Source organism: Pinibacter soli (assembly GCF_029961145.1).
Lineage (GTDB): Bacteria > Bacteroidota > Bacteroidia > Chitinophagales > Chitinophagaceae > Pinibacter > Pinibacter soli.
Genome location: NZ_JASBRG010000001.1, coordinates 304,261 through 326,033 on the forward strand (window position 1 = coordinate 304,261; position 21,773 = coordinate 326,033).

Here is a 21,773-nt window from a genome sequence, read left to right on the forward strand (position 1 = left end):
GACATTTCAATTTGTAGTAAACGCATCACGCCCAGGCATTGCGCAGAAACCTGATCCAGTTTTTGTGAAATATATTCTCTACATCATCCATCGTGTATCCACGCTTGAAAAGTAAAGACTGGTATTTCTGCAAGTCTGCAATGCTGTCCATATCCCAGGGCGATTGTTCGGTACCAAAGATACCGTCAAGATCGCTGCCAATTGCAATGTGATAACTGTTGCCGGCTATCTGGCAAATATGATCCCAATGATCAATTAGTTTTTCAAGTTTAATATCCAGTTGCCATGGATCAGATACAGTATCAATGAAACGTATGTCCATCGCCCAGCAATCAAGCATGCCGCCTATTACAGCACCATGATCAAGCAGTTGCTTTATCTGTTCGTCAGTAAGTTGTCTTTGCGTGGGCACGAGTTTGCGCACATTGTGATGGCTCGCCCATATGGGACCACGATATGTTTTCATGGCTTCGTCAAAGCCATCATCAGTAAGGTGTGTAACATCGAGAATAAGATTCAACTTGCTCATTTCTTTCAGCAATTCTTTTCCCAATGGTTTGATGCTTCCTTGTGTTTTAGTGCCCGGGGCATATCGTCCCGGTCCGAAGTGTGAGAGGCCAACTGCTCTTAAACCATAGTCGTACGCTCTGTGCAGATATGAAATTTCAACAAGCGAATCAGCACCTTCAAGACTCAAAATATATCCAATCGGTTTCTTTTCATCGTCTATACTTTCATCGTTCCAAAGTGCAAGATGAGCATCTAATTGTTTGGTGTCTGTAATCTGCACCATCTCGTTCATTGCTTCCATTTCTTTGTACCATGCAAGCTGTGCCTGCGTCATGGCCCATGCCTGTTGTGGGGAGTGCCACCCCGGCAGCGAGCTGCCACTCGCTGATACCCGGGAAATTTGTGTGGCTACTACCAAGCCGATCTTGCCTTTTCTCAGTTCCGGCAGGCACACTGTGCCACGGCCTCTGTCAGGTTTATCTTTCATATGCATTTCCCTCGCTCTTATTTCATCCAGCGGACGCGTAAGGTCGCGGTTCCACTCAATGGCATTCATTGCGAGATCAAGGTGTGCATCGAATATCAAAGTCTTTTTCATTGCTGTTTTTTACTGATCTTCTCCGAAAGGATATTTTCGAATGATGTGTTGCACTTCGTGACTAAATTTTCCTACAACTTCTTTCCATTGCTCCACTGCATCCTTATCATATTCATAGAAACCAAAACCATTCTCCATTCCCAAACCTCCCTGTCCCATTATCTCCTGGAAGAATGCAGGCGCCTTTGACGACCTCGACAATTCACGATTAAGATCTTTCATCACAAGCCCATACGCATAAGTTCCCATGAGGTCCATATATCTGAAATTACCGGCAAACGGCAGATAATAGCCCGCATCGTTTCTGCATGCACGATCCACGTCCTCTATTGATGCGTAGCCATTGTGTACCAGATGAAATGCCTCTCGGGCCATCGCATATAACATTTTGGCTCGCACGCTCACTTCACCCCAAATCAGATAAGGGTCTTTCGTCCAATGTTGTTTTGCAAGATTGAGAAGGTTAGCGGCCAACACTTTGTTAGTAATGTCATTGGTAATAATCTCGAGAAAATGTGTTGTATGGGCAGGTTCAGTCCAGTTCAACCCCATCAACCTTTCCGGTTGGCTGCAGTCTTTCTGCAACTCCTGCAAGGCAATACTTTCCATGTTTATGGCGATGATGGTTTCTACCCCAACCATTCTTTCTACAGTGCAGATGGCCATCTTTTTTTCAGACAGATCTTCCTCAGTAACAATTATTGCTACGCCATATTTTTTTTCATCAGGCTTTGTCTTTATCATTAGCCTGTCAGTCGCTATCCTATTGCCATTTGCCTTATATGCTTCATTACAATGTTGTTTTATACAATCTGATGCCTGTTCATCTTCTGTTATCATAGTCACCCAACATCCCGTCTGTAACATACAAACAGCTATACTGTGCGATAATTTTCCTTTTCCCCAAATCAACACGGGCAAGCGCTCATAGTTTTTATCCATATCAGTTATCATAGTTTTAAACAAGCCGCATCGCTGCTAATAACCCGCATCGAACTACACAACTTGCTGAAACCAAAACTAATTTTAACAACTATTTTTCGCTCTCACTTTTATATGGATTTATGGTACTATTTTTCAAAGGCATACTCCTGACATAAACGTAAAACTGATTCGAGAAATGAGAGCCCAATGCAGCTTCTGTTCACTGATTTGTTCACTGGAACTATAGCTAAAAAGTGCTATAAAGTAGAGACAGGCTAGAAATGAAATGCCTGCAAACACTTAATTTTGCAAGCTTCTTTAATGATGCTTTATCTGAGGGAATCGAACTTGTGTTGAAAAAGATGTTATTCAAGTTATTAGCAATCTCGCAAAACCATGTTCAATGAATTGTTCACTTCAATTTGCCATAAAAAAAGGCACCGATTACATTTGTGCCTGTCATCCCCACCAAGGCCGCGTTGCGCAGGTAGGCACTTTTCATAAGCTAAAATTCATATTCTAGCTTTCATTACAATTTAATAGAGAAACAAATCCCAAATGATAACCTACAACTCTTTACTGCTATCCGATTTCACCTTGAGTTGTGGCAACATTTGAACACCCCATTGTATTAAGTCTATACCATTAGAATTTAGTGTCAAGCGCTCACAGGAACCCTTTTAATGAATTTGTATTAAAAGCAATAATTTATACCAAATAAATAAGGGTTATCAATTATAATAACCATACAAACATTACTGCAATTTAAAATCGCTTTCCAGTCTTATATCATCCGAAGCACTACCTATCATCAAATGAAAATTACCAGGCTCTGCAATCCATTCAAGTTTATTGTTATAAAACGATAATTTTTCTTTGTCGATACTGAATTCAACGTATGTCGAAGCACCTGCCTCCAGGAATACCTTAGAAAAATCCTTCAACTCTTTAACCGGTCGGCTTATTGATGCCACATCATCGCGCAGATAAAGCTGCGCTACTTCCGTACCTGCATATTTTCCAACATTTCTTAAGCGAAAACGAACGGTGATTTTCCCGCGATCACTCATTGTGGTTTGATTAAGTTGAAGACTATCATATGCAAACTGCGAATAGCTAAGGCCATGCCCAAACGCATACTGTGGCTTGTTCCAACTGTCCTTATATGCAGAGACATAGCCGGTTTTACCTTCTTGTTTCAGCGGACGCCCAGTATTTGTATAGGCATAATATACAGGCACCTGTCCTATGTTGCGTGGAAAGCTAATAGGCAGTTTCCCTGCTGGATTAAATTTACCGAGCAACACATCTGCAATAGCATCGCCACCAGCCTGGCCCGGCCACCAGGCATACAAAATGGAGCTTGCTTTTTGAGCAATGTCATTGAAGATCATGGGCCTTCCGGCCATCAATACAACCACTACAGGCTTGCCCGCAGCAACCACGACATTAAACAATGCTTCCTGAACACCAGGCACATTGATATTGGTTTTGGATGCGGCTTCGCCCGTCATGGCTGCATTCTCTCCCAGTACCATCACGACTATATCAGCTTGTTTTGCTGCGTCAACAGCTTCAGCGAAACCGGCTGTAGCGCTGTCTTCTATTCCACATCCGTTGGCATATACTACTTGCATATTCTTTGCATGCGATAACATGCCTTCATATACACTGGAAACATTTGTCGTGTCTGTGTTGATGGTCCAGCTTCCCAACAGGTCTTTTTTATTTTTAACCAACGGCCCGATAAGTGCTATTTTGTTCTTTCCGGACAGCGGCAATATGGCTTGATCATTTTTTAGCAAAACCATTGAAGCACGTGCCATATCCAATGCAGCTCTGATGGATGCCTTGTCATTCATCACCAGCTGTTCCCGTGCCTCATTGCAAAATTTAAAAGGATCATCAAATAAACCCAATTCAAACTTCTTTGTCAGAATTCTTGCCACTGCGCTATCTACCAGCGCAGGGTTTACTTTCCCCTCCTTTACCAGTGCAGGCAAATTTTTTACATAAGCTCTGCTTTCCATATCCATATCGTTGCCGGCGGTGATGGCTTTCCATGCGGCATCTTTCATATCAGCGGCATACCCCCATTGCGTCATTTCCCCAATCGAGTTCCAATCGCTTACAACGAAGCCGGGGAATTTCCACATGGTTTTTAATATAGTTCTTTGCAGGTAATCATTGCCTGTTGCCGGTATACCATTCAATGTATTAAAAGCATTCATAAAAGTGGCGGTGCCCGCATCCACCGCTGCTTTGAACGGCGGCAGGTATGTTTGCCAGAGTTGTTTCTCGCTCATATCAACTGCATTGTAATCACGGCCCGCTATCACGGCTCCATAGGCTGCAAAATGTTTGGCACAAGCCATCACTGCATCTGTATCGCCCGGCGCTTCACCCTGAAAACCTTTTACTCTTGCTTTGGCAATCATGCTTCCAAGGCAGGGATCCTCTCCTGCTCCTTCCATAACGCGGCCCCAGCGTGGATCGCGTGCAATGTCTACCATAGGTGCAAAGGTCCAGTGTATGCCTGCCGCTGCCGCTTCTTTGGCAGCAATGTGCGCACTCAGGCGCATGGCATCCAGGTCCCACGAAGCGGCCTCTGCAAGCGGTATTGGAAATACAGTTTTGTAACCGTGGATCACATCCAGTCCAAACAGCAAGGGTATTTTACGTCTTGATTTCAATGCAACCTGCTGGATGGCCCTTGTATTGGAAGCACCTTTTACATTCAACAACGAACCGATCTTACCTTCCTGTATCTCTTTTAGCAAATTTGTTTGCCTGGCAGTAACAGGCCCTGTGGCATCACCACCTGAGTATTGATTCATCTGCCCAATCTTCTCTTCTATTGTCATTAATTTCAGTAGAGAGTCGACCCTTTGCCGAACTGGCTTATTCTGTGCAAATAATCCAAACGAATGCCCGACAAACAAAATTGTCAAAAAAAATGACTTGTTCTTTCGCATACCACTCTTAGATTAATACTGTCTTACAATGCAATTAATTTTTTTATCACCACTGTATTAGAACCTGCATTCCAGTTGCCGCTTTCTTACCACTTGATCACCATCGTTCCTTCAGGGTTAATAGTAACTGCTGTTTCTTGCAGGCTCCCTGCTCTGTCGTTAAAAAGCAATTGTGGATGTGTTGCACCGATGGTCGTCTTTAATGCAATTGTTTTTGTCTCTTTGGATTTATTGATGATAACAGTAATATAGCTGTTGCCGGAACGCAATGTTTTCATTAGCAATTGCGGTTGTATATTGTTAAACATGATGGGCTGCGTAGCCAGCACATTGCTCAATTCCTTTTGTAGAAAGTGCGACAGCGGCGCATAGTCTTTGCTGCATCTTGCGCCAAACCCCAACATGGACGGCACCCATATTACGTGTCCTTTACCGTATTTATTGAAAACAGCAATCGTATCTCCGTTTGAAATTCCTGCTACTTTACCAGTTTGGGTGAATATAGAACCTCTCCACAAACAAGCAGGCATTTCAACACCATCAATGGTTTCAGCAAAAGCAGTATCCATCATTTGAAACTCCTTGATGTCACCACCAAAAAGATCTTGCAGCGGAAAACCCTGGCGCAATATGCAATGAGCATTTTCATCATAATAAGCAGTAAGGCCATCAACGATCAGTTTACCGCCTTTGGAAACGAAGTTTTTTATTTGCGGCCAATAACTGGATGCGATACTGATCTGGTGCGATAAAATAATTACTTTACCGGTATAGTTTTCCTTTGAAAAATCATATTCCCCCATCTCCTGCAAGCTAACTTGCACACCCATTTGTGATAAGGTTTCAAAATATCCCAAAGCAGATTTCATTACACCGCCTACATCTCTTGCCTCATATTTACTGCCATTTGGCAATAATTTTTTTTCTACCCAAAGCGCCTCCCTGGAATATAAAATACTGATGCCACTTTCTGCAACTCTTGCCCGTGCAAACAATTCCTTATTGTCATCAATTACCTTGGCCACTACGGCAGCAGCTTCCATGCGCTCACTCGGCTTATCCTGGAAATCAAGCATCGCCCATTCTCCTGCTTCAAAACCACTGCTCCTGGGGTTAAGGCACCAAAATATAGCGCCCTTGCTGCCCGTACCAATAGTGGTCCATAGCCACTGGCTTGTCTCTTCTTTCGTAGGACACATAGGGTTACCGCCACTATATACATTGTTACCTCCTTGGATTTCCGTCATCAACCATGGCAGGTCACCCGCACCACTCCTGATGATTTCGCTATTGGCACTCATGGCCATTGCAAATTGGCGGCGATCGAAATAATTGAAATGCCAGCTGGCATGCGCAGAGCCGCCAAGACTTGTCAAAAATTTTCGCCATTGCGGAAAATCATATTCAGCTACGTTTTTGAAGATGTCATGATTGTTCACATGTATGGGTTTCGTCGGATCGTACTTATGAATTTCTTTTACCAGCCAATCAAGGAACCAAACGTTATAATACACAAGAAAACGCTGATCGGAAAAATCAAAAACCGGGTAGCCATTGCTGTTATAACTTGCAGTACGCTGACTCGTTTTCCATTGATAAAAAACATTCTTTGCAAACGAATCATTCGGCACGGCTCCATTGCCCGGCTCATTCACCGGCACCCAGCCGTATAAAGAAGTAAATTGTTTGAAATGATTGGCCACGTGTTTTATATAATTGGAAATGGCCGCAAGATTCTCATCACTTTTAGGAAACTTAAATCCGCCTACATCGGTAAAAGCGGTGGCAGGAAATAAATTTGCATAGATTTTAATATTGTATTTCTCCCCTGCTTTAAAAGCGAGATCAAATAAAGAATAGTCCCAGCTGCCATCAGGCTTGTGCATATAACTTTCAAACATGCGGATGCGTGTAACCGACATGCCTGCGTTTTTCATACTCTTGAACCAACCATCAATTTCTTCAGGTGTTTGACCAGGCTCAATAAATACTTCCGCGCCAATCATCGGCACGTCATTCATGCTTGTCTGCGCCTTCGCATATCCACTGCAGATAAGAACCGTCAATAAACCGGCAATGATTATTTTCGTTAGACTTAATGTAATTTTTTTCATACTTCTTTGCTTCATAGAATAATTATTAAGTACTGTTCATTTTTGAAGAGAGCAGGTTTGGGGAATGGTCATATTTTTTCTTTTTTGCGGTACGGTTTGTATGTATTGACCGGTGCGGAAAAAGAAGCCGCTGTATGCTTTTGTTTATTATGTTCATGATCCACTTCCAGGAAATCTAGGTCTTTGTGAAATGTTTCATCCATTTTCCATAAAGCCAGTACCGCTGCCGTGAGTGTGGCAAATCCCACTATCCATGCACTAAACAGCATATTAGTATCTGCTGCGATGTAGCGAAACAATAAGGTAAGCACCACAACTGCTCCCCTTACAAAATTGGGAACCGTTGTAGCCACTGTTGACCGCAGCTCCGTGCCAAATTGTTCTGCAGCGATGGTCACAAACATTGCCCAGTATCCAACTGAAAAACCAACAAACAAGCAAGCGGCATAAAAGCCTGTAAGTGTGCTTACCAGCGACAAGTAAGCGAACATGGAAATACCGGATAGAATCATAAAAATAGCAACCGCCTTTTTCCTGCTTTGCAGCCATTGACTGATAAGGCCGCTGCTTAGATCGCCAATGGATAAGCCGATATAGCAAAACATAATTGACTTGCCCGCGTCAACACCACTGATACCAAGTATCGCAGCAATCTCAGGCGAAAAGGTGATCAGTATACCGATCACAAACCATACGGGTAGGCCGATAACAATACAGCGTATGTATTTGAGAAATCTTTTGGCATTGGTAAATAAGGAGAGAAAATCACCTCTTACAATCTTTGGATGCTTACCAGTGTTTTTATAAATAGCAGATTCAGAAACTTTGATCCTCAATAATAGCAAGCACAAACCAAGACTGCCACCAATAACATAAGCTGCGTGCCAGTTAGTGTAGCTGGCCACAAAATAGGCGAAAACCGCCCCCAGCAAGCCAACCGCGGCAATGAGCGTAGTGCCGAATCCTCTTATTTTTTTGGGTAAAATTTCTGCCACCAAAGTAATACCCGCTCCCAACTCACCAGCCAATCCTACACCAGCAACAAACCGCAGGACCGCATACTGGTTAATGTCGGTAACAAATCCATTCAGGAGATTGGCAGCCGAGTACAAAAGAATAGACCCGAACAACACAGAGAGCCTGCCTTTTTTATCGCCAATAATGCCCCACAAAATACCTCCGATCAGTAATCCGATCATTTGGATATTGATAAGAAGAATGCCCTTATCAAGCACATCTTGCCCCTGGTAGCCAATTGCCTGCAAACTTGGTTTTCGAACAATACCAAATAAAAGCAGATCATATATATCTACAAAGTATCCCAACGCTGCCACGATCACAGGTGTCTGAAACAACAGCTTTATTGTATGATGACGCGTATTTTCCATTGTTATTTTTTGTTTGCAATCTGCACTGAAATGTTTGCAGGTAGTATGTTTGCAGCTGCGGCCTTTATTTGAAACATGCCTTTGCTACCAGCTTTTATTATGAGCTGGCACCTGCCATTGAATAATTTCCTTTTATATTGCCCAACAGCGATCTGGTCCGGTTCATGGCTGCTGGGGTCACCGTTACCAACGCCGATTATAGTCGCATCTCCTTCTATAAAAAAACTGATTTCATTGTCTGCATCGGGCACACTCCTTCCGTTGCTATCCAATGCGGAAACATTTACAATCACAGCATCGCCAGCCGAAACATTTGCCTGATCAGCTTCTATTTTAATTTGTGAGGACACACCTGTCGTTTCAATTTGCGTTTGAAATTGTTTGCCTTTTTTATAACCGATTGCTTTCAATACGCCTGCTTCATATGCAACGCTCCATTGCAGGTGGCCGTTCACAGGCATTGTCTTTTCGCCCAGGCTTTTATTGTTTAAAAAAAGTTCCACTTCTGCTGCGTTGCTATTTACCCAAACGTCTATCATCTGGCCGTTTTTACCTGAATGGTTCCAATGTGGGGAAAGCTGCAATACATCTTTATTGCTCCACCATGCCTGGTAGTAGTAATAATTATTTTTTGGAAAACCACACATATCCATGATGCCAAAATGTGAACTAATATTCGGCCATTTAAAAGGCGTTGGTTCGCCACGATAATCAAAACCCGTCCATACAAAACCTCCCATGAACCATGGTCTGCCATATGCCCACTGCCACCATTTCTCTGCCGTAGTGGCCCAATGCGGATAAGTAATATCGTGGTCCGGAACATATGCACTGCTGGTATCTTTCACATAAATGCCACGTGTGGTAACGGTACTTCCTACTTCAGTGCCAATCACAGGCTGCGACGGCCTTTTGAGATGATACGCATCAATGGCATCAAGAAAATAATTCACTCCTCTTACCGGGATCACTTCGTTGACGCCGGTAAGTATACTACCGTTGTTGGCGCCATATGTACAGGTGCGTGTTGGATCAATTTGTTGCTGCAACGCAATCATGGATTGCGCAATCCGTTTTCCATAGCTATTGTCCTGCGCCATTTCTTCTTCGTTTCCAATGCTCCACATCAACACGCTTGGGTGATTTAGGTCGCGGCGGATCAGCTGCGCAAACTGCTGAAGGTACTCGTTGCTGCTGTTGAGTAAACGTGTTTCATCCAGCACCAGCAAACCTAGGCTATCACAGGCATCCAGCACATCGGGTGATGGTGCATTGTGGCTAGTGCGATATGCATTGGCACCCATTTCCTTTAACAGGCCGATCCGGTAATATTGCAAATGCGTCGGTATCGCGCTGCCTACGCCTGCATGATCCTGGTGACAGCAAACGCCTTTTATCTTTATACTTTTACCATTGAGTAACAATCCCCTCGCACTGTCAATCACGATGCTACGGATACCAAAACGGTTAGTGGTTTGCTCCACAATGCTTCCTTTGTTTTTTATAACCGTAATAACGCGATACAAATAAGGATCATCAATATCCCAAAGATGCGGCGCACTGATAAACGAGCGTAACTGCAGAGAGGCCGAACCATTGGCAGATATTGAAACCTGTTGCTCTGCGGATCTTGCCACGATTTTGCCCAAACGATCTATGCAGTAGGCAGATACCAAACATTGCCCAGCAGCAATATTTTTATTATCAATAGCTACTGTTGCAGTAATCTCAGCTACTTTGTCTTTAATAGCAGTTTGTATAAAAACCCCATCAGGCTGCACATGTAAATTATTTTGTGTAGTAAGCCATGCATGCCTGTAGATGCCGGCTCCTTCATAGAACCAGCCTTCATATTGTGATGCATCTGCACGAACGACAACCACATTGTTGCCACCCCATTTTACAACATCAGTAATATCAAACCGGCACCCCAGGTAGCCACTAAAATTTGCGCCGATATAAAAGCCATTGACCCATATTTTGCTATCGCGGTAAATACCGTCAAACTCGAGCGAAATGCGTTTACCGCTATCAGCTGCGGGTATGGTAAATGATTTGCGGTACCAGCCGATGCTGTTTTCGGGATATAGACCACCAACAGGTTTGTAGCCATGTGCGTCCACGTCGCGATTGGTATTAAAAGTAAATGGCAGCCCAACCACCCAGTCATGCGGAAGGCTTACAGATGTCCAGTTGGAATCTTTAAAATCAGGTGCGATACAGGTACCTTTTGCTTTGCCGGTTTTATCGAACGTTTTGGCAATGCTATAATTGAAATCTTTTGCTGCATCTGCCGCATTCCCCAAATGGAATTTCCAATCACTATCAAACGATACATGCTGTGCATATACGCCGACGCAACAAAAGACAAGCACGACAAACTGAACGAACAACCTTACGCATTGCATAGCCAAAAAAATTTTAAACCGAAACATCGTTTCACCGTACAAATAGCGGAAGATCGCGTGACTGGCTTTTACTCATTTGCTCTTTTTCTTTGCTCTATCCTCCGTGATGCCAGTATTTTGAAAATCAATAGTTCCTTGTAAACGGATATCAGCCGATGAACTTCCAATCAGCACCAGGTTAGCCGTTGGATCTATCTCCCATCTGTTAGATAAGTCATTGAAATAAGAGAACGCTTCTTGAGACAATGAGATGACCACTTTCTTTGTCTCTCCGGCTTTTAGAAATATTTTTTCAAATCCTTTGAGTTCTTTCTCTGGTCTTGGTAAAGCACTCTTGCCGGACTTGATATACAATTGAGCCACTTCCGCCCCGGCTGTCCTCCCATTGTTGGTTATTGTAAACTCAACTGCATTCTTTTTTATTTGCAAATTGCCATAGCTGAAACTTGTATAGGACAGGCCATGACCGAACGCATACTGAGGCGCCACTTTATACGTATCGAAATAGCGGTAACCAACATAGATATCATCATTGTAATACACATTCACACTGTCCCCGGGATATTGACCCAGCACATGCGCAGGGCAGTCGGCCAGTGCTTTTGGAAAAGTCATGGGAAGTTTGCCGGAAGGATTAATTTGTCCGAAAATGATTTTTGCCAATACATTGCCGCCTTCCATACCGGGATACCATGCCTGAAGAATAGCGGGAACATTTTCCTTCCATTGCCTTATATCCAAAGGACTACCACCGCTTAGTACCACAATGGTTTTTGGATTTGCTTTGCGAACCGCGTTGATCAATTCATTTTGTCCCCACGGCATATTCATATCGGTTTTATCTGCGCCTTCATTATCTTGTATATGCGTCCATCCTGCCACGACAATCGCCACATCAGCTGATGCAGCAGTATTCACCGCTTTCTGTATAAGGCTATCGTTTGCCTTGTTATTTCCCACCATATACCCCATTGCATAATTTACCTTCGTGGCATTGCCAGCTATATTTTTAAATCCTTCCAAAGGTGTTATTTCATAAAAAGGCCTCACGCCGGAACTACCGCCACCATTGGCCAGTTTGCGATCAGCAATACCTCCTATCACCGCAATATTTTTTATCGTATTGGGCAGGGGTAACAAATGGTTTTCATTTTTCAATAGCACCATTCCTTCTTCAGCAATTTTTGCAGACACCTGCTGGTGTTCTTTTGTATTGGCAGAACCAGTATTAGAAGTTGTTCCAATCATTTTCGCTTTTAACATCACAAACAATATGCGGCGCACTTTATCATCCACCACATATTCCTGGACTTTACCTGCTTTGGTCAATGCAACAACTGTGTCGCCCATATAACTGCGGCCCCAGTTTTTACCCACGTTGGTGCCCATCTCTATATCGCAACCATTCCAAAGCGCCTGCATGGTGCTATGTATGGCCGCCCAATCGCTAATCACTACGCCTTTAAAGTGCCACTCATCTTTTAAAATATGTTTCAACAAATAGTTGTTGTGTGATGCCCATTCACCGCGAAACTTATTGTAGGCGCCCATTACAGCGTTTGCTTTTCCTTCTGTAACTGCGGCTTTAAAGCCCGGTAAATAAATTTCTCTTAACGCCCGTTCACTCATTTCTACATTGATGACGGTGCGTTTCGTTTCCTGGTTGTTGGCTGCAAAATGTTTTACACAGGCGATCACTCCTTGTTCCTGTATGCCCTGTATGTATTGAGGCGCCATACGTGATATGAGATAAGGATCCTCACTCATGTATTCAAAATTGCGTCCGTTCAATGGTGACCTGATGATATTGATGCCAGGTCCCAGCAATACATTCTTTTTCCTGAACGCCGCTTCTTGTCCAAGCGCAGCGCCGTAAGCATGCCCCAGCGCGGGGTTCCATGTAGCAGCCAGGCAGACACCTGTTGGGAAGTAGGTACTTTCTACATAGTCAATACGGATACCATGCGGCCCGTCTGTCATCGCCATATCAGGAATGCCGAGCCGTGACACACCGCCAGATGCAAAGCCTGAGACGGCATGCAGCATGTGTACTTTTTCTTCCAGCGTCAGTAATCGCAGGATGCTATCTGCTTTTAACTGAATCACTGCATCTGATTGTGCATTTGCGATCCTGCCAAACGAAAAGATCAATAAGAATACAAGGGAGATAAAAGATCTGCTGTTTTTCACTATACTTTGTTTATATTTTTTTGTACTGCTTTTCATTTGGCAGGCAATCGCAAATGGATAAAAGAATTATAGGTTTATTGTCGTATCAATTTGATATAGTCATTTTTTTACAGCCGAATGCAAACAGACATACCGCCAGCACTCCTGCACAAATCTCTTTTTTCATAAATGGCAATTTTTAAAATTGAATGGTGATATATTAAAAAACAATCGTTGATTCATTTTAATAAAAGAGATAGCAACAGCTTGCTGAGCCTTCCATTTTATCTGAAAGCGAATAAAAAAATGATATATGGTTTGGTTAGACTTTTTGTTGCAACGCTTTGTTGATTACCTGCATGGTATCTTTCTGTCGCGCATGTACAAACTGCATTGCTTTGGCTACCTTATCTTTTGCTACTTGGTAATTGTTATAATTCTGCATCAAAACATTTGTCCAATCTGCCGCTTTGGATTCATCTACGGGGAATAACCATTCCGGCAAACCGATGTCCCGGAACATAAAACACTTTCTGCCATGTGATGGCGGCCAGGCATGGATAATAGGAACGCCCATGGTTAAGCCCATGATCAATGAATGTGGCTCCATCCCGAAAATGCTGTGTGCACGGGCATAAACACTCATCGCTTCACTCACGTTCCAAAATGCACTTCTCCAAACAACTTTGCTTTGCACATCTTCGGGTAGCTGGTCATATACCCATTCTTTGGCTGGCTGCATTTCTTTGTTGGCCTCAGGTGCCAGTAACACTTTATAACCTGTATTGCGTACCCATTGTATAATCATTTCCCGCACATTGGCCATCCTGTCTTCATCCTGCTTTTTTTGCAGGGGCGACCTGTTTACCGGATTCAACGGATCACCTTTGCTGCCAATAGGCGGTGTGTTGGTGAGCGTGATCACGGCAAGGAATTTTTTTTCTTCCAATCCCGCTTCTTTCATATATGCAAGTCCTTTTTCTTCATCCCTGATATTGATACCAAACACGGCATCTGGACCAAATTCCAGCACCGGTGTTCGAAATTTATTTTCCTGCAAAAACTTTAAGGACTCTCCATCACGACAATATACAAACGCCGCCTGGCTCATCACGTTCCGGTAGATCTCCATGGAAGGATGCTCAAACTTGTCGAAGGATTGTCCGTAAATACCAAACGGAATACCATGTTCCCTACACCAGACAAAAGCAGTGAGGCCGCTCATGGCGCCCGCCCAGTCATGGCCATACAAACCAAAGTTCATTGCCATACCGCTGTTGAACACAAAAAGATCTGCTTTATCGAAAGCTTCTTTCAACGGCCCTTCGAAAGGCTTTTCAGGTTCATAAAATTTACCATGAACAATCTTTACATCGGGATAATTTTGCAGCATCTGTTTCTCTGTTTCAGGTACATCTTTACCGTGCCATAAAATAATCTGCACACCAGGGACATATTGGTACAACAATGCGATAAGGCCCGGCGTATGACCCTGGTCGCCAATATTTGTATCACCCCACGAAGTACGGATGATTACCACAGGATTTTTCTTACGGCTCCACTCCTGCTGATTGATCACTTTTTCTTCGTGCATAGCAGCAGCCGCGCTGCCTACAAAGCCAATCATGGAAGCAGCTGTTGCCAATCCTGATTTCTTTAAAAAATTTCTTCTATTGGTACTCATAGATAATTTTAATGGCAAATGCCAGTATATAATTTTCGTTGATCCTACCCGGATCAATTTTTTTCATATAAAACGACCCATCACTTCCGTTTGCTTATCTTGCTCCACCACTATTTCCTTTATCATCATTGTGTATCGCCGCCCCAGGCGATGCATTCATCATTAGCATTTGCTGTTGCTTATAATAAGACCATCCTTTATTCATGCTGCGCAAAGTGTCGTATGCGGGGTAAAATATTTTTCTACCTGTTGCGGAATCAAGGCCGGTTAAATTGAAATAATTTTTGCCTGGCGCTTCTTCGTGTAGCAGGTACCAGCAGATGGGTCGTTTCCAATGCATATTCGCCATCAGCTTCTCATACATACTTTTCATTGCCTGAGCTTTTTCCGCTTCATTGTTCAATCCTTTGTGCCCGAGTTTGCCAACAAAAAAACCTATCTCTGTTATCCATACAGGTAGATCATTTTTTGGTGCGGGCCATGTTTTCATCATGGCTTTAAAGCGCAGAAAGCTGTCTGTCACTTTATCGGGTGTGGTGGCATAGGGGTGATATGCCACTTCATCAAAATACTGATACGCTTGTTCAGCAGTTAGCCGTTTTACAAACGGTTCTGCCATATAGCTTGAAAGCCCGCCCAGCACCACCGTGGCGTTTGCATCCTGCAGCTTGATGGTGTTATAGGCCAACTTCAACCACTGTACATAATTGTGTACGCCCTTATTGTAAGGAGCCTCAGGGTCAACACTGCCCTGCCCGGCATTTTTACCAAGCTCCCAGTATCTTCCGTGGAGGTTGGGCTCATTATGAATTTCCCAATAATGAATGTTGTTTTTATAACGTGCCACCAGGAAAGCAAGCCTGGCTGAATCCTTTAGTTGTTGCCCAGGTGTGCCGAGATCATTCTTCGGATATGATTTTTTATAAGCTGCAATTATTTTCACACCGGCATCATTGCAATGCTGCACCAATAAATCAAGGGCCGCATCGGAGGAGTCGGAGCGAAAAAATACCCGTACCCATTTGATGCCTGCATGGGAAATATCCATCGCATCATCGTGCAGTGTATTGCCCCGCCAGCAATCATTATATGGCGCCCAAACAAGTCCCTTCCAATCCTGTTCTCCAAAATCTCTGGCAATATATGCTGAAGAAAAAATCTGCCGTTCTGTGCTTTTTGCAGCATGGTGCACACAACTTGCTACCATAGCAAGACAAAGGAGAAAGCATATTCCATTTTTTATCTTCATAATATTATTGCAAACAGTTCCTGTACTTATGTTTTTTTCTTCATCTTATAAATTACTACCCAATCTATCTCCACTGTTCCTTTGGCATTGCCTTGCGGGCAAGCCATGTCCACACAGGATTCAGATTGCAATGTCATACGCATGGGCTTGGTGGGCACTTCATTTCTTTCCGATACGCCAAACACTTTATCATCCAATAAGAATACAACTTTCGAAGGTGTCCATTCGCAACTGAATACATGCCATTGACTCATGTCCACATCCGGCAGTTTGAATTTATCCTGCTGCCTGGGTGCTCCTTCAAAATGCATGAAGGCTGCGGAGCCATTATTTTTATGCCCTTCGGCAAAATCAATTTCACCATCGTTCCACTGATTGCTTTTCGGCCAAAGCAACCATGCGTATTTATAACCACTATCTGCCTGCCACCTGAACTTCACGCTCCACTTGCCATACAGCTGATTCAGATAAGCGCCACCCTGCATCGGACTGATGGCTGCGGTCATACTGATATTGTTTTCTACATGCAGGTTCTCCGTAAGTACCCCTTTGTTTACGCTGATCACTTTGGAGGGATAATATTTTCCTGTAGGCGGATTATTTGTTACACCCATACCGTCGTGATATACGCTCCATTTCTTTCGATAATGTTTTCCGGGAAATTCCCCAAGGGGCACCTCTTTCTCGAAGTCTTCCCGAAACACTTGCTCCCATTCATTCAAATGCCCTTTGGGTGCATTGTTCAGTGTATCGTGCAGGCTATTACCAAAACACCAGCTGCTGAACAAACATGCCAGGCCACCAAGCAGGATGTTGTTTTTTTTCATAAGGAAAGTTTTATTGGTTAATAGCCCGGATTTTGCAATAGCGCCGGTGATTTGGATATCTCTGCCTGCAATATTGGAAAGAAATAATTTCGTTCCATGAATACATGTTGCGCGTAAAATGCAACAGGCACTTTTGAATATTTGTAACCTGCTCCCACTTTATCTATCTTAAGTGCCATCAATGTGATGTTCTGATTTTCCATAGCCGTTTTCCATCGACGCACATCGAAATAACGATGGTCTTCCCACGCGAATTCCACCATCTTTTCATTTTGAATGCAGGCTCTCATTTGTTCTTTTGTCATACCAGCTTTAAGGCCATACATGCCATCTGCTCCCTCTATTATGCCCGCTCTTTTGCGAATCAGTTTCAACTGATCATATGCGGCGTTCACATCGCCCAGTTCATTTTTTGCTTCCGCATAGTTCATCAATATTTCAGCATAGCGGATAAGGGGAATGCACCTTTCTGTGTTGCCACCGGCAGTTCCCGAAGTATTGTCATCCATCATTTTTCTCCAGAAATAACCTGTTGAATATGGAATGACACCAAAGCCATCTGTAGGTGCGCCATTGTAAGTATAGACAGGTTGTTTATTGCCCGTGCTGCCGAGATACCATGGGGTGCCATTGTAAATAAATGTGTACCCGAAACGCGGGTCGCGGTTAATGAACGGGTTGGTTGAATCAAAGCCGGATGCAGGATCTGTCAGGGCTTTACCATTGCTCATACCAAATGCCTCTGCAAGATTTTGTGAAGGCACTGCACGCGGCGTCCCTGCAAACGTGCTCCTGCTACGCGGTGCAAAATTTGTTTCCAGTACTTTGTTCAAGCCCTGCGTGCCGGTGAAAACAAACTCGGAATTTTTGCGCATGAGGAACACCTTTGAAAAGCCATATCCCGGCGCTGTTTTATTGTCTTCATACAAGGAGTAAATACCAAGATTCATTACGTCCTTCGCTGCATCTGCCGCTTTTTGCCAACGGGATTCATCATAGTTTTCATAACCCACGAGCTTTCTTTGTGCTGGCGTTTGTCCGATATTGCCGCCATTAAACAAAGGACTTGCGGCATACAACAGTACACGTGATTTAATGCCCTTACATACCCCTTTGGTAACACGTCCGTAATCGGCAGCCTGTGCATATGCAAGCGGCAGATCATTGCTCACCTCATCCAGCTCGCTGTTGATATAGTTCACACAATCTTCGTAACTGTCTCTTGGAATATTGAAATCATCAGTGGCTTCAAAAATGCGATCACCGATAAGGGGAACACCGCCAAAGTTTTTAATAAGCACTGAATAATACCAGGCCCGCAGGCAACGTGCTTCGGCTTTTGTACGTTTCTTCAATTCGTCTGAGATGGGCGACTTGTCTACGTTTGCAAGGAACACGTTTGCAGCACGTATACTGCTCCAGCCAGTGTACCACGCATTGCTGTAAGGGCCAGGTGTTAACGGGCTCAATGATGCTGTGGAAATAATCACGTAGTTGATTGTTGGTCCGGCATACGAGCCGTTGGCTTCATCGCCGCTTTCACCAAGCCCGGAATCGCTGTTCCATCGCCTCCATGAAAAAGTGTAATGCACCTGCGCGTATACACCTGCCAGGAAATCCATTGTTCTTGCGCTATCTGCAAACACAGTTTCTTTGGTAAGATCTGTTGTCGTTTTAGGATCAAGAATATCTACTTTGGCACAGGAAAACATGCCTGCTGTTATTAATCCTATTATTATTGCGAAATATATTTTTTTCATAAAAGCCTTTTGAAAGTTTATGGTTTGGTTATCTGCAGGTAGATTGTTTCTTTTCAGAATGACAACTGAATCCCTGCGTTATAAACCTTTTGTTGTGGATACGTACCATCGTTCAGTGTGCCTGAATTTGATTCCGGATCAATATCATATTTAAGATCACCTTTCAGCATCCAGGTTGCAAGGTTGTAACCATTTACATAGATCCTTGCGCCGGTGATCACCTTTGTTTTTTTGAGCAATGACTGACCAATAGAATAACTTAACTCCAGCGTTTTAAGTCTTACATAGTCAGCTCTTGTATACCAGTAATCAGAATTAAAACTGAGTGCATTATTGACTGTTCCTTCAATAGAGGTCAATCTTGGAAAGCTTGGATCAGCATGGTTTTCAGGTGTCCATGAGTTCAGGTGTATCTGTCTGAAATTATTCTGGAAAGGATTTACTTCAGCAGAACCGCCTTGCAAACTGAAATTAAGTGCCCCCTGGAAAGTAGCAGAGAAGCTTATGTTTTTCCAGCTCACTCCCAGTGTTGTTCCTAAAATTGTGTTGGGCATATTCGGATAGCGCATTACGCGCTGGTCATTCTGATCAATGTTACCGTCACCATTCAGATCAGCATATTTCAGGTCGCCTGGTTGTACTTTTGTAGTAGATGGCTTTGCGCTTTTTGCGATATCTATTGAGTCGTTGTAGTAACCTGTAAAAGTATAGCCAACAATGCTGCCAACCGGGTTGCCCGTAAGTGCCAGCCATGGGTAAGCAGGCTGTGCTTCTGAGCGTTGCAGTACTTTATTTTTTGCAAAAGAAGCATTGGCATTGATATAGTAATTTACTTTTCCAATACTGTTGCGATATCGGATATCAATTTCATAACCTCTGTTTTCTACAATACCGATATTCACCGCATTGAGGTTGACACCCAGCATAGATGGTATATCCTGGCGGGTAGTCAAAATATCATAACGATAGCGGTAAAAATAATCCGCTGTAAATGTTAGTTTGCCATTGAACATATTCATGTCCAAACCGATATTGCCGGAACGTTCTTTTTCCCATGTTACATCCGTACCAATCGCACCTTCTACAAGCGGTGTGTACGATGTGGGCGATTCACCGAAGGTATAAGTAGCTGTTCCGCGATTGTAATTTTGCTGGTATACATAGTTGCCACTTACAGTAAATTCATCGCTACCCATCAGGCCATAGGAACCTCTTAGCTTCAGCAGGTTAATGAAATGCAGTGCGCTGCTATTCTTAAAGAAATTTTCTTCAGAAACGTTCCAGCCCACAGATGCTGCAGGGAAGAATCCATATTGCGAGCCTTTGGCAAATTTGCTGGAGCCATTATAAGCACCGTTCAATTCAACGAGGTATTTCTTTTTAAAATCATATCCAGCTCTGAAAGTGATGCCACGAAAAGTAAGCGGCACATTGGCTCCGGCGATATTCTGGTACTGGTTCAGCAAGCCCAATCCATACACATGGTGCTTACCAAAATCGCGATCATATGCCAGCGCTATCTGCGTGTTTAATCGCCTGTAGCTAACGTTGGTAGGAATGTAGGTCATATTGAGCTTCTCCGGCCTGCTGATATTCGCGCCACCGATGTTAACTGGCGTATAGGTTTCTTTGTCTGCATTGTAATAATAAGACGGGAAGACGGCTCTTGTCAGATTTCTGCCGTATGAGTAGCGTGTGTTGTAACCCACGATACCTTTTATTGATAAGCCTTTTGTAACGAAGTCAAGCTTTTGCGTCAGCTTCACATTTACCAGCATATCGTTGGTATTTGTTCTTTCGTAACCGCCCCATGTAAGCCTGCCAACAATATTATTGGTCACCAATTGAGGACTGTAACCATAGCTGCCGTCAGGATTGTAAACAGGATAAGCAAATGGTGGCAGCGTTTTATAATCGCGTAGTTCGAGGAAAATATTGTTGGTTCCTGTGCCATTCTTTCCTTCACTGTGTGGTTGATTTTGCTCGCTTAGGTTACCAGAAAGGTCTACATTCAGCGACAAGGTTTTTGTTAGCTGTGCATCCAGGTTGGTTCTGAAATTATATCTTTTGTAGTAAAAATTATTGTTCAGGTTTTCAGAAGACTTGAAGGAACGAACCGTTCCGTTTTGCCACAGGTAACCACCGGCAATAAAATATTTCACCTTGTCATTACCACCCTGTATATTAAGATTGGTGCGGTTTTGCAAGGTATATGGACGTAAAATTGTTTTCAGCCAATCTACATTGGGATGGTTGTATGGATCTGTACCATCTTTAAAAAGTTGCAGGTCAGTATCTGTAAAACGCGGGGTCATACCATCATTTGTAAGGGCAAGATTTGTGAGACGCGCCGCCTCATAGCTGTTTACATATTTTGGCAATTTGCTGGCCACCTGTGCACCTGTTTCATTGCGAATGGTGATAGTAGGCTTGCCGCTTTTGCCTCTTCTGGTAGTGATCAGGATTACACCATTGGCTCCCTTCACGCCATAGATAGATGTGGTTGCAGCATCTTTCAACACACTGATGGATTCTATCTGGTCAGGATCTATTTCGCTAAGCAGGCCAGGAAATTCTACATCATCAACTATGTACAAAGGATTACCACCGCCGCTTACGTAAGTGTTCACACCACGTATGCGAATGCTGGCACCATCTGCACCGGGCTTGCCTGAGGTTTGTTGTGTAGTAACACCGGGCACGCGGCCCATTAATGCATTCTGTACGGATGCAGTAGGCGTCTGGCGCAGATCCGCGCCACTAATAGAACTTACCGCACCTGTGTTGGTGATCCTTCTTTGTTTGCCATAACCTACCACAATCACTTCATCAGTTCCTTTGCTATCTATGGTAAGCTTTATGGTAAGATTGGTTCCGTTTGCTTTTACTTCCCTGGTAAGATAGCTGACACTGCTAATGATAATAACGCCACTCTTTCCTTTCAATGTAAGAACGAATCGTCCGGCTTTATCAGTAGTAGAGCCGTTTTGAGGCAGGTCTTTCTCGTACACACTGGCGCCTTCCAGTGGTTCTTTATCACCCATTACTATGCCGCTCACCTGTTGCGCATAGCTGGATAGGGAGAAAAACACAAGTAGTATGGTAAGAATTTTTTTCATTGGTCTGCAATATTTTGGTCGGGTGTATAGGTCTTGTTTCTAATTCGC

Annotated in this window: 12 protein-coding genes; all 12 read right to left on the reverse strand. The window is 43.5% G+C overall.

Annotated features, from left to right (window positions below; translation table 11 throughout):
- Positions 1 to 25 precede the first annotated feature (25 nt).
- The 12 genes from QJ048_RS01220 to QJ048_RS01275 all read right to left on the reverse strand — a co-directional run bounded on the left by QJ048_RS01220 (position 26) and on the right by QJ048_RS01275 (position 21,725).
- Complete coding sequence (locus tag QJ048_RS01220; protein ID WP_282332495.1) at positions 26 to 1,108, reverse strand: dipeptidase; 1,083 nt, start codon at positions 1,106 to 1,108, stop codon at positions 26 to 28.
- 9 nt (positions 1,109 to 1,117) lie between these two features.
- On the reverse strand, positions 1,118 to 2,050 hold the full coding sequence (locus tag QJ048_RS01225; RefSeq protein ID WP_282332496.1) for a 3-hydroxyacyl-CoA dehydrogenase NAD-binding domain-containing protein: 933 nt from the start codon (positions 2,048 to 2,050) through the stop codon (positions 1,118 to 1,120).
- Between the two features lie 737 nt (positions 2,051 to 2,787).
- A complete protein-coding gene (bglX, locus tag QJ048_RS01230; protein ID WP_282332497.1) occupies positions 2,788 to 4,896 on the reverse strand; it encodes a beta-glucosidase BglX in 2,109 nt (702 codons plus the stop codon).
- Positions 4,897 to 5,093: 197 nt separating this feature from the next.
- Positions 5,094 to 7,136: a beta-galactosidase trimerization domain-containing protein gene (locus QJ048_RS01235; protein WP_282332498.1), complete on the reverse strand. Its 2,043-nt coding sequence runs from the start codon at positions 7,134 to 7,136 to the stop codon at positions 5,094 to 5,096.
- A gap of 53 nt (positions 7,137 to 7,189) precedes the next feature.
- Positions 7,190 to 8,509, reverse strand: coding sequence for an MFS transporter (locus QJ048_RS01240; RefSeq protein WP_282332499.1), 1,320 nt, complete (start codon positions 8,507 to 8,509; stop codon positions 7,190 to 7,192).
- 2 nt (positions 8,510 to 8,511) lie between these two features.
- Positions 8,512 to 10,917 carry a beta-galactosidase GalA gene (galA, locus tag QJ048_RS01245; RefSeq protein ID WP_282332500.1) on the reverse strand — a complete coding sequence of 802 codons (2,406 nt, stop codon included), beginning with the start codon at positions 10,915 to 10,917 and terminating at the stop codon, positions 8,512 to 8,514.
- A gap of 72 nt (positions 10,918 to 10,989) precedes the next feature.
- A complete protein-coding gene (locus tag QJ048_RS01250; protein ID WP_282332501.1) occupies positions 10,990 to 13,107 on the reverse strand; it encodes a glycoside hydrolase family 3 C-terminal domain-containing protein in 2,118 nt (705 codons plus the stop codon).
- A 301-nt stretch (positions 13,108 to 13,408) separates the two neighbouring features.
- Positions 13,409 to 14,770 carry a polysaccharide pyruvyl transferase family protein gene (locus QJ048_RS01255; protein ID WP_282332502.1) on the reverse strand — a complete coding sequence of 454 codons (1,362 nt, stop codon included), beginning with the start codon at positions 14,768 to 14,770 and terminating at the stop codon, positions 13,409 to 13,411.
- A gap of 94 nt (positions 14,771 to 14,864) precedes the next feature.
- Entirely contained in the window at positions 14,865 to 16,019 is a 1,155-nt protein-coding gene (locus QJ048_RS01260; protein ID WP_282332503.1) for a hypothetical protein, read from the reverse strand.
- Positions 16,020 to 16,045: 26 nt separating this feature from the next.
- A complete protein-coding gene (locus QJ048_RS01265) occupies positions 16,046 to 16,846 on the reverse strand; it encodes a glycoside hydrolase family 16 protein (RefSeq protein WP_282332504.1) in 801 nt (266 codons plus the stop codon).
- Positions 16,847 to 16,863: 17 nt separating this feature from the next.
- The gene (locus QJ048_RS01270; RefSeq protein ID WP_282332505.1) at positions 16,864 to 18,606 is read right to left on the reverse strand and encodes a RagB/SusD family nutrient uptake outer membrane protein; all 1,743 of its coding nucleotides are present in this window, start codon (positions 18,604 to 18,606) and stop codon (positions 16,864 to 16,866) included.
- Between the two features lie 53 nt (positions 18,607 to 18,659).
- Positions 18,660 to 21,725: a SusC/RagA family TonB-linked outer membrane protein gene (locus QJ048_RS01275; protein ID WP_282332506.1), complete on the reverse strand. Its 3,066-nt coding sequence runs from the start codon at positions 21,723 to 21,725 to the stop codon at positions 18,660 to 18,662.
- Between the last annotated feature and the right edge of the window lie 48 nt (positions 21,726 to 21,773).

Excerpts from the sequence above, each read along its gene's own strand:
- QJ048_RS01235 (WP_282332498.1), bottom strand. The coding sequence starts at position 7,136 with ATGAAGCAAAGAAGTATGAAAAAAATTACATTAAGTCTAACGAAAATA.
- QJ048_RS01265 (WP_282332504.1), bottom strand. The coding sequence starts at position 16,846 with ATGAAAAAAAACAACATCCTGCTTGGTGGCCTGGCATGTTTGTTCAGC.
- QJ048_RS01270 (WP_282332505.1), bottom strand. The coding sequence starts at position 18,606 with ATGAAAAAAATATATTTCGCAATAATAATAGGATTAATAACAGCAGGC.
- QJ048_RS01255 (WP_282332502.1), bottom strand. The coding sequence starts at position 14,770 with ATGAGTACCAATAGAAGAAATTTTTTAAAGAAATCAGGATTGGCAACA.
- QJ048_RS01220 (WP_282332495.1), bottom strand. The coding sequence starts at position 1,108 with ATGAAAAAGACTTTGATATTCGATGCACACCTTGATCTCGCAATGAAT.
- QJ048_RS01225 (WP_282332496.1), bottom strand. The coding sequence starts at position 2,050 with ATGGATAAAAACTATGAGCGCTTGCCCGTGTTGATTTGGGGAAAAGGA.
- QJ048_RS01275 (WP_282332506.1), bottom strand. The coding sequence starts at position 21,725 with ATGAAAAAAATTCTTACCATACTACTTGTGTTTTTCTCCCTATCCAGC.
- galA (WP_282332500.1), bottom strand. The coding sequence starts at position 10,917 with ATGCAATGCGTAAGGTTGTTCGTTCAGTTTGTCGTGCTTGTCTTTTGT.
- bglX (WP_282332497.1), bottom strand. The coding sequence starts at position 4,896 with ATGACAATAGAAGAGAAGATTGGGCAGATGAATCAATACTCAGGTGGT.
- QJ048_RS01240 (WP_282332499.1), bottom strand. The coding sequence starts at position 8,509 with ATGGAAAATACGCGTCATCATACAATAAAGCTGTTGTTTCAGACACCT.
- QJ048_RS01260 (WP_282332503.1), bottom strand. The coding sequence starts at position 16,019 with ATGAAGATAAAAAATGGAATATGCTTTCTCCTTTGTCTTGCTATGGTA.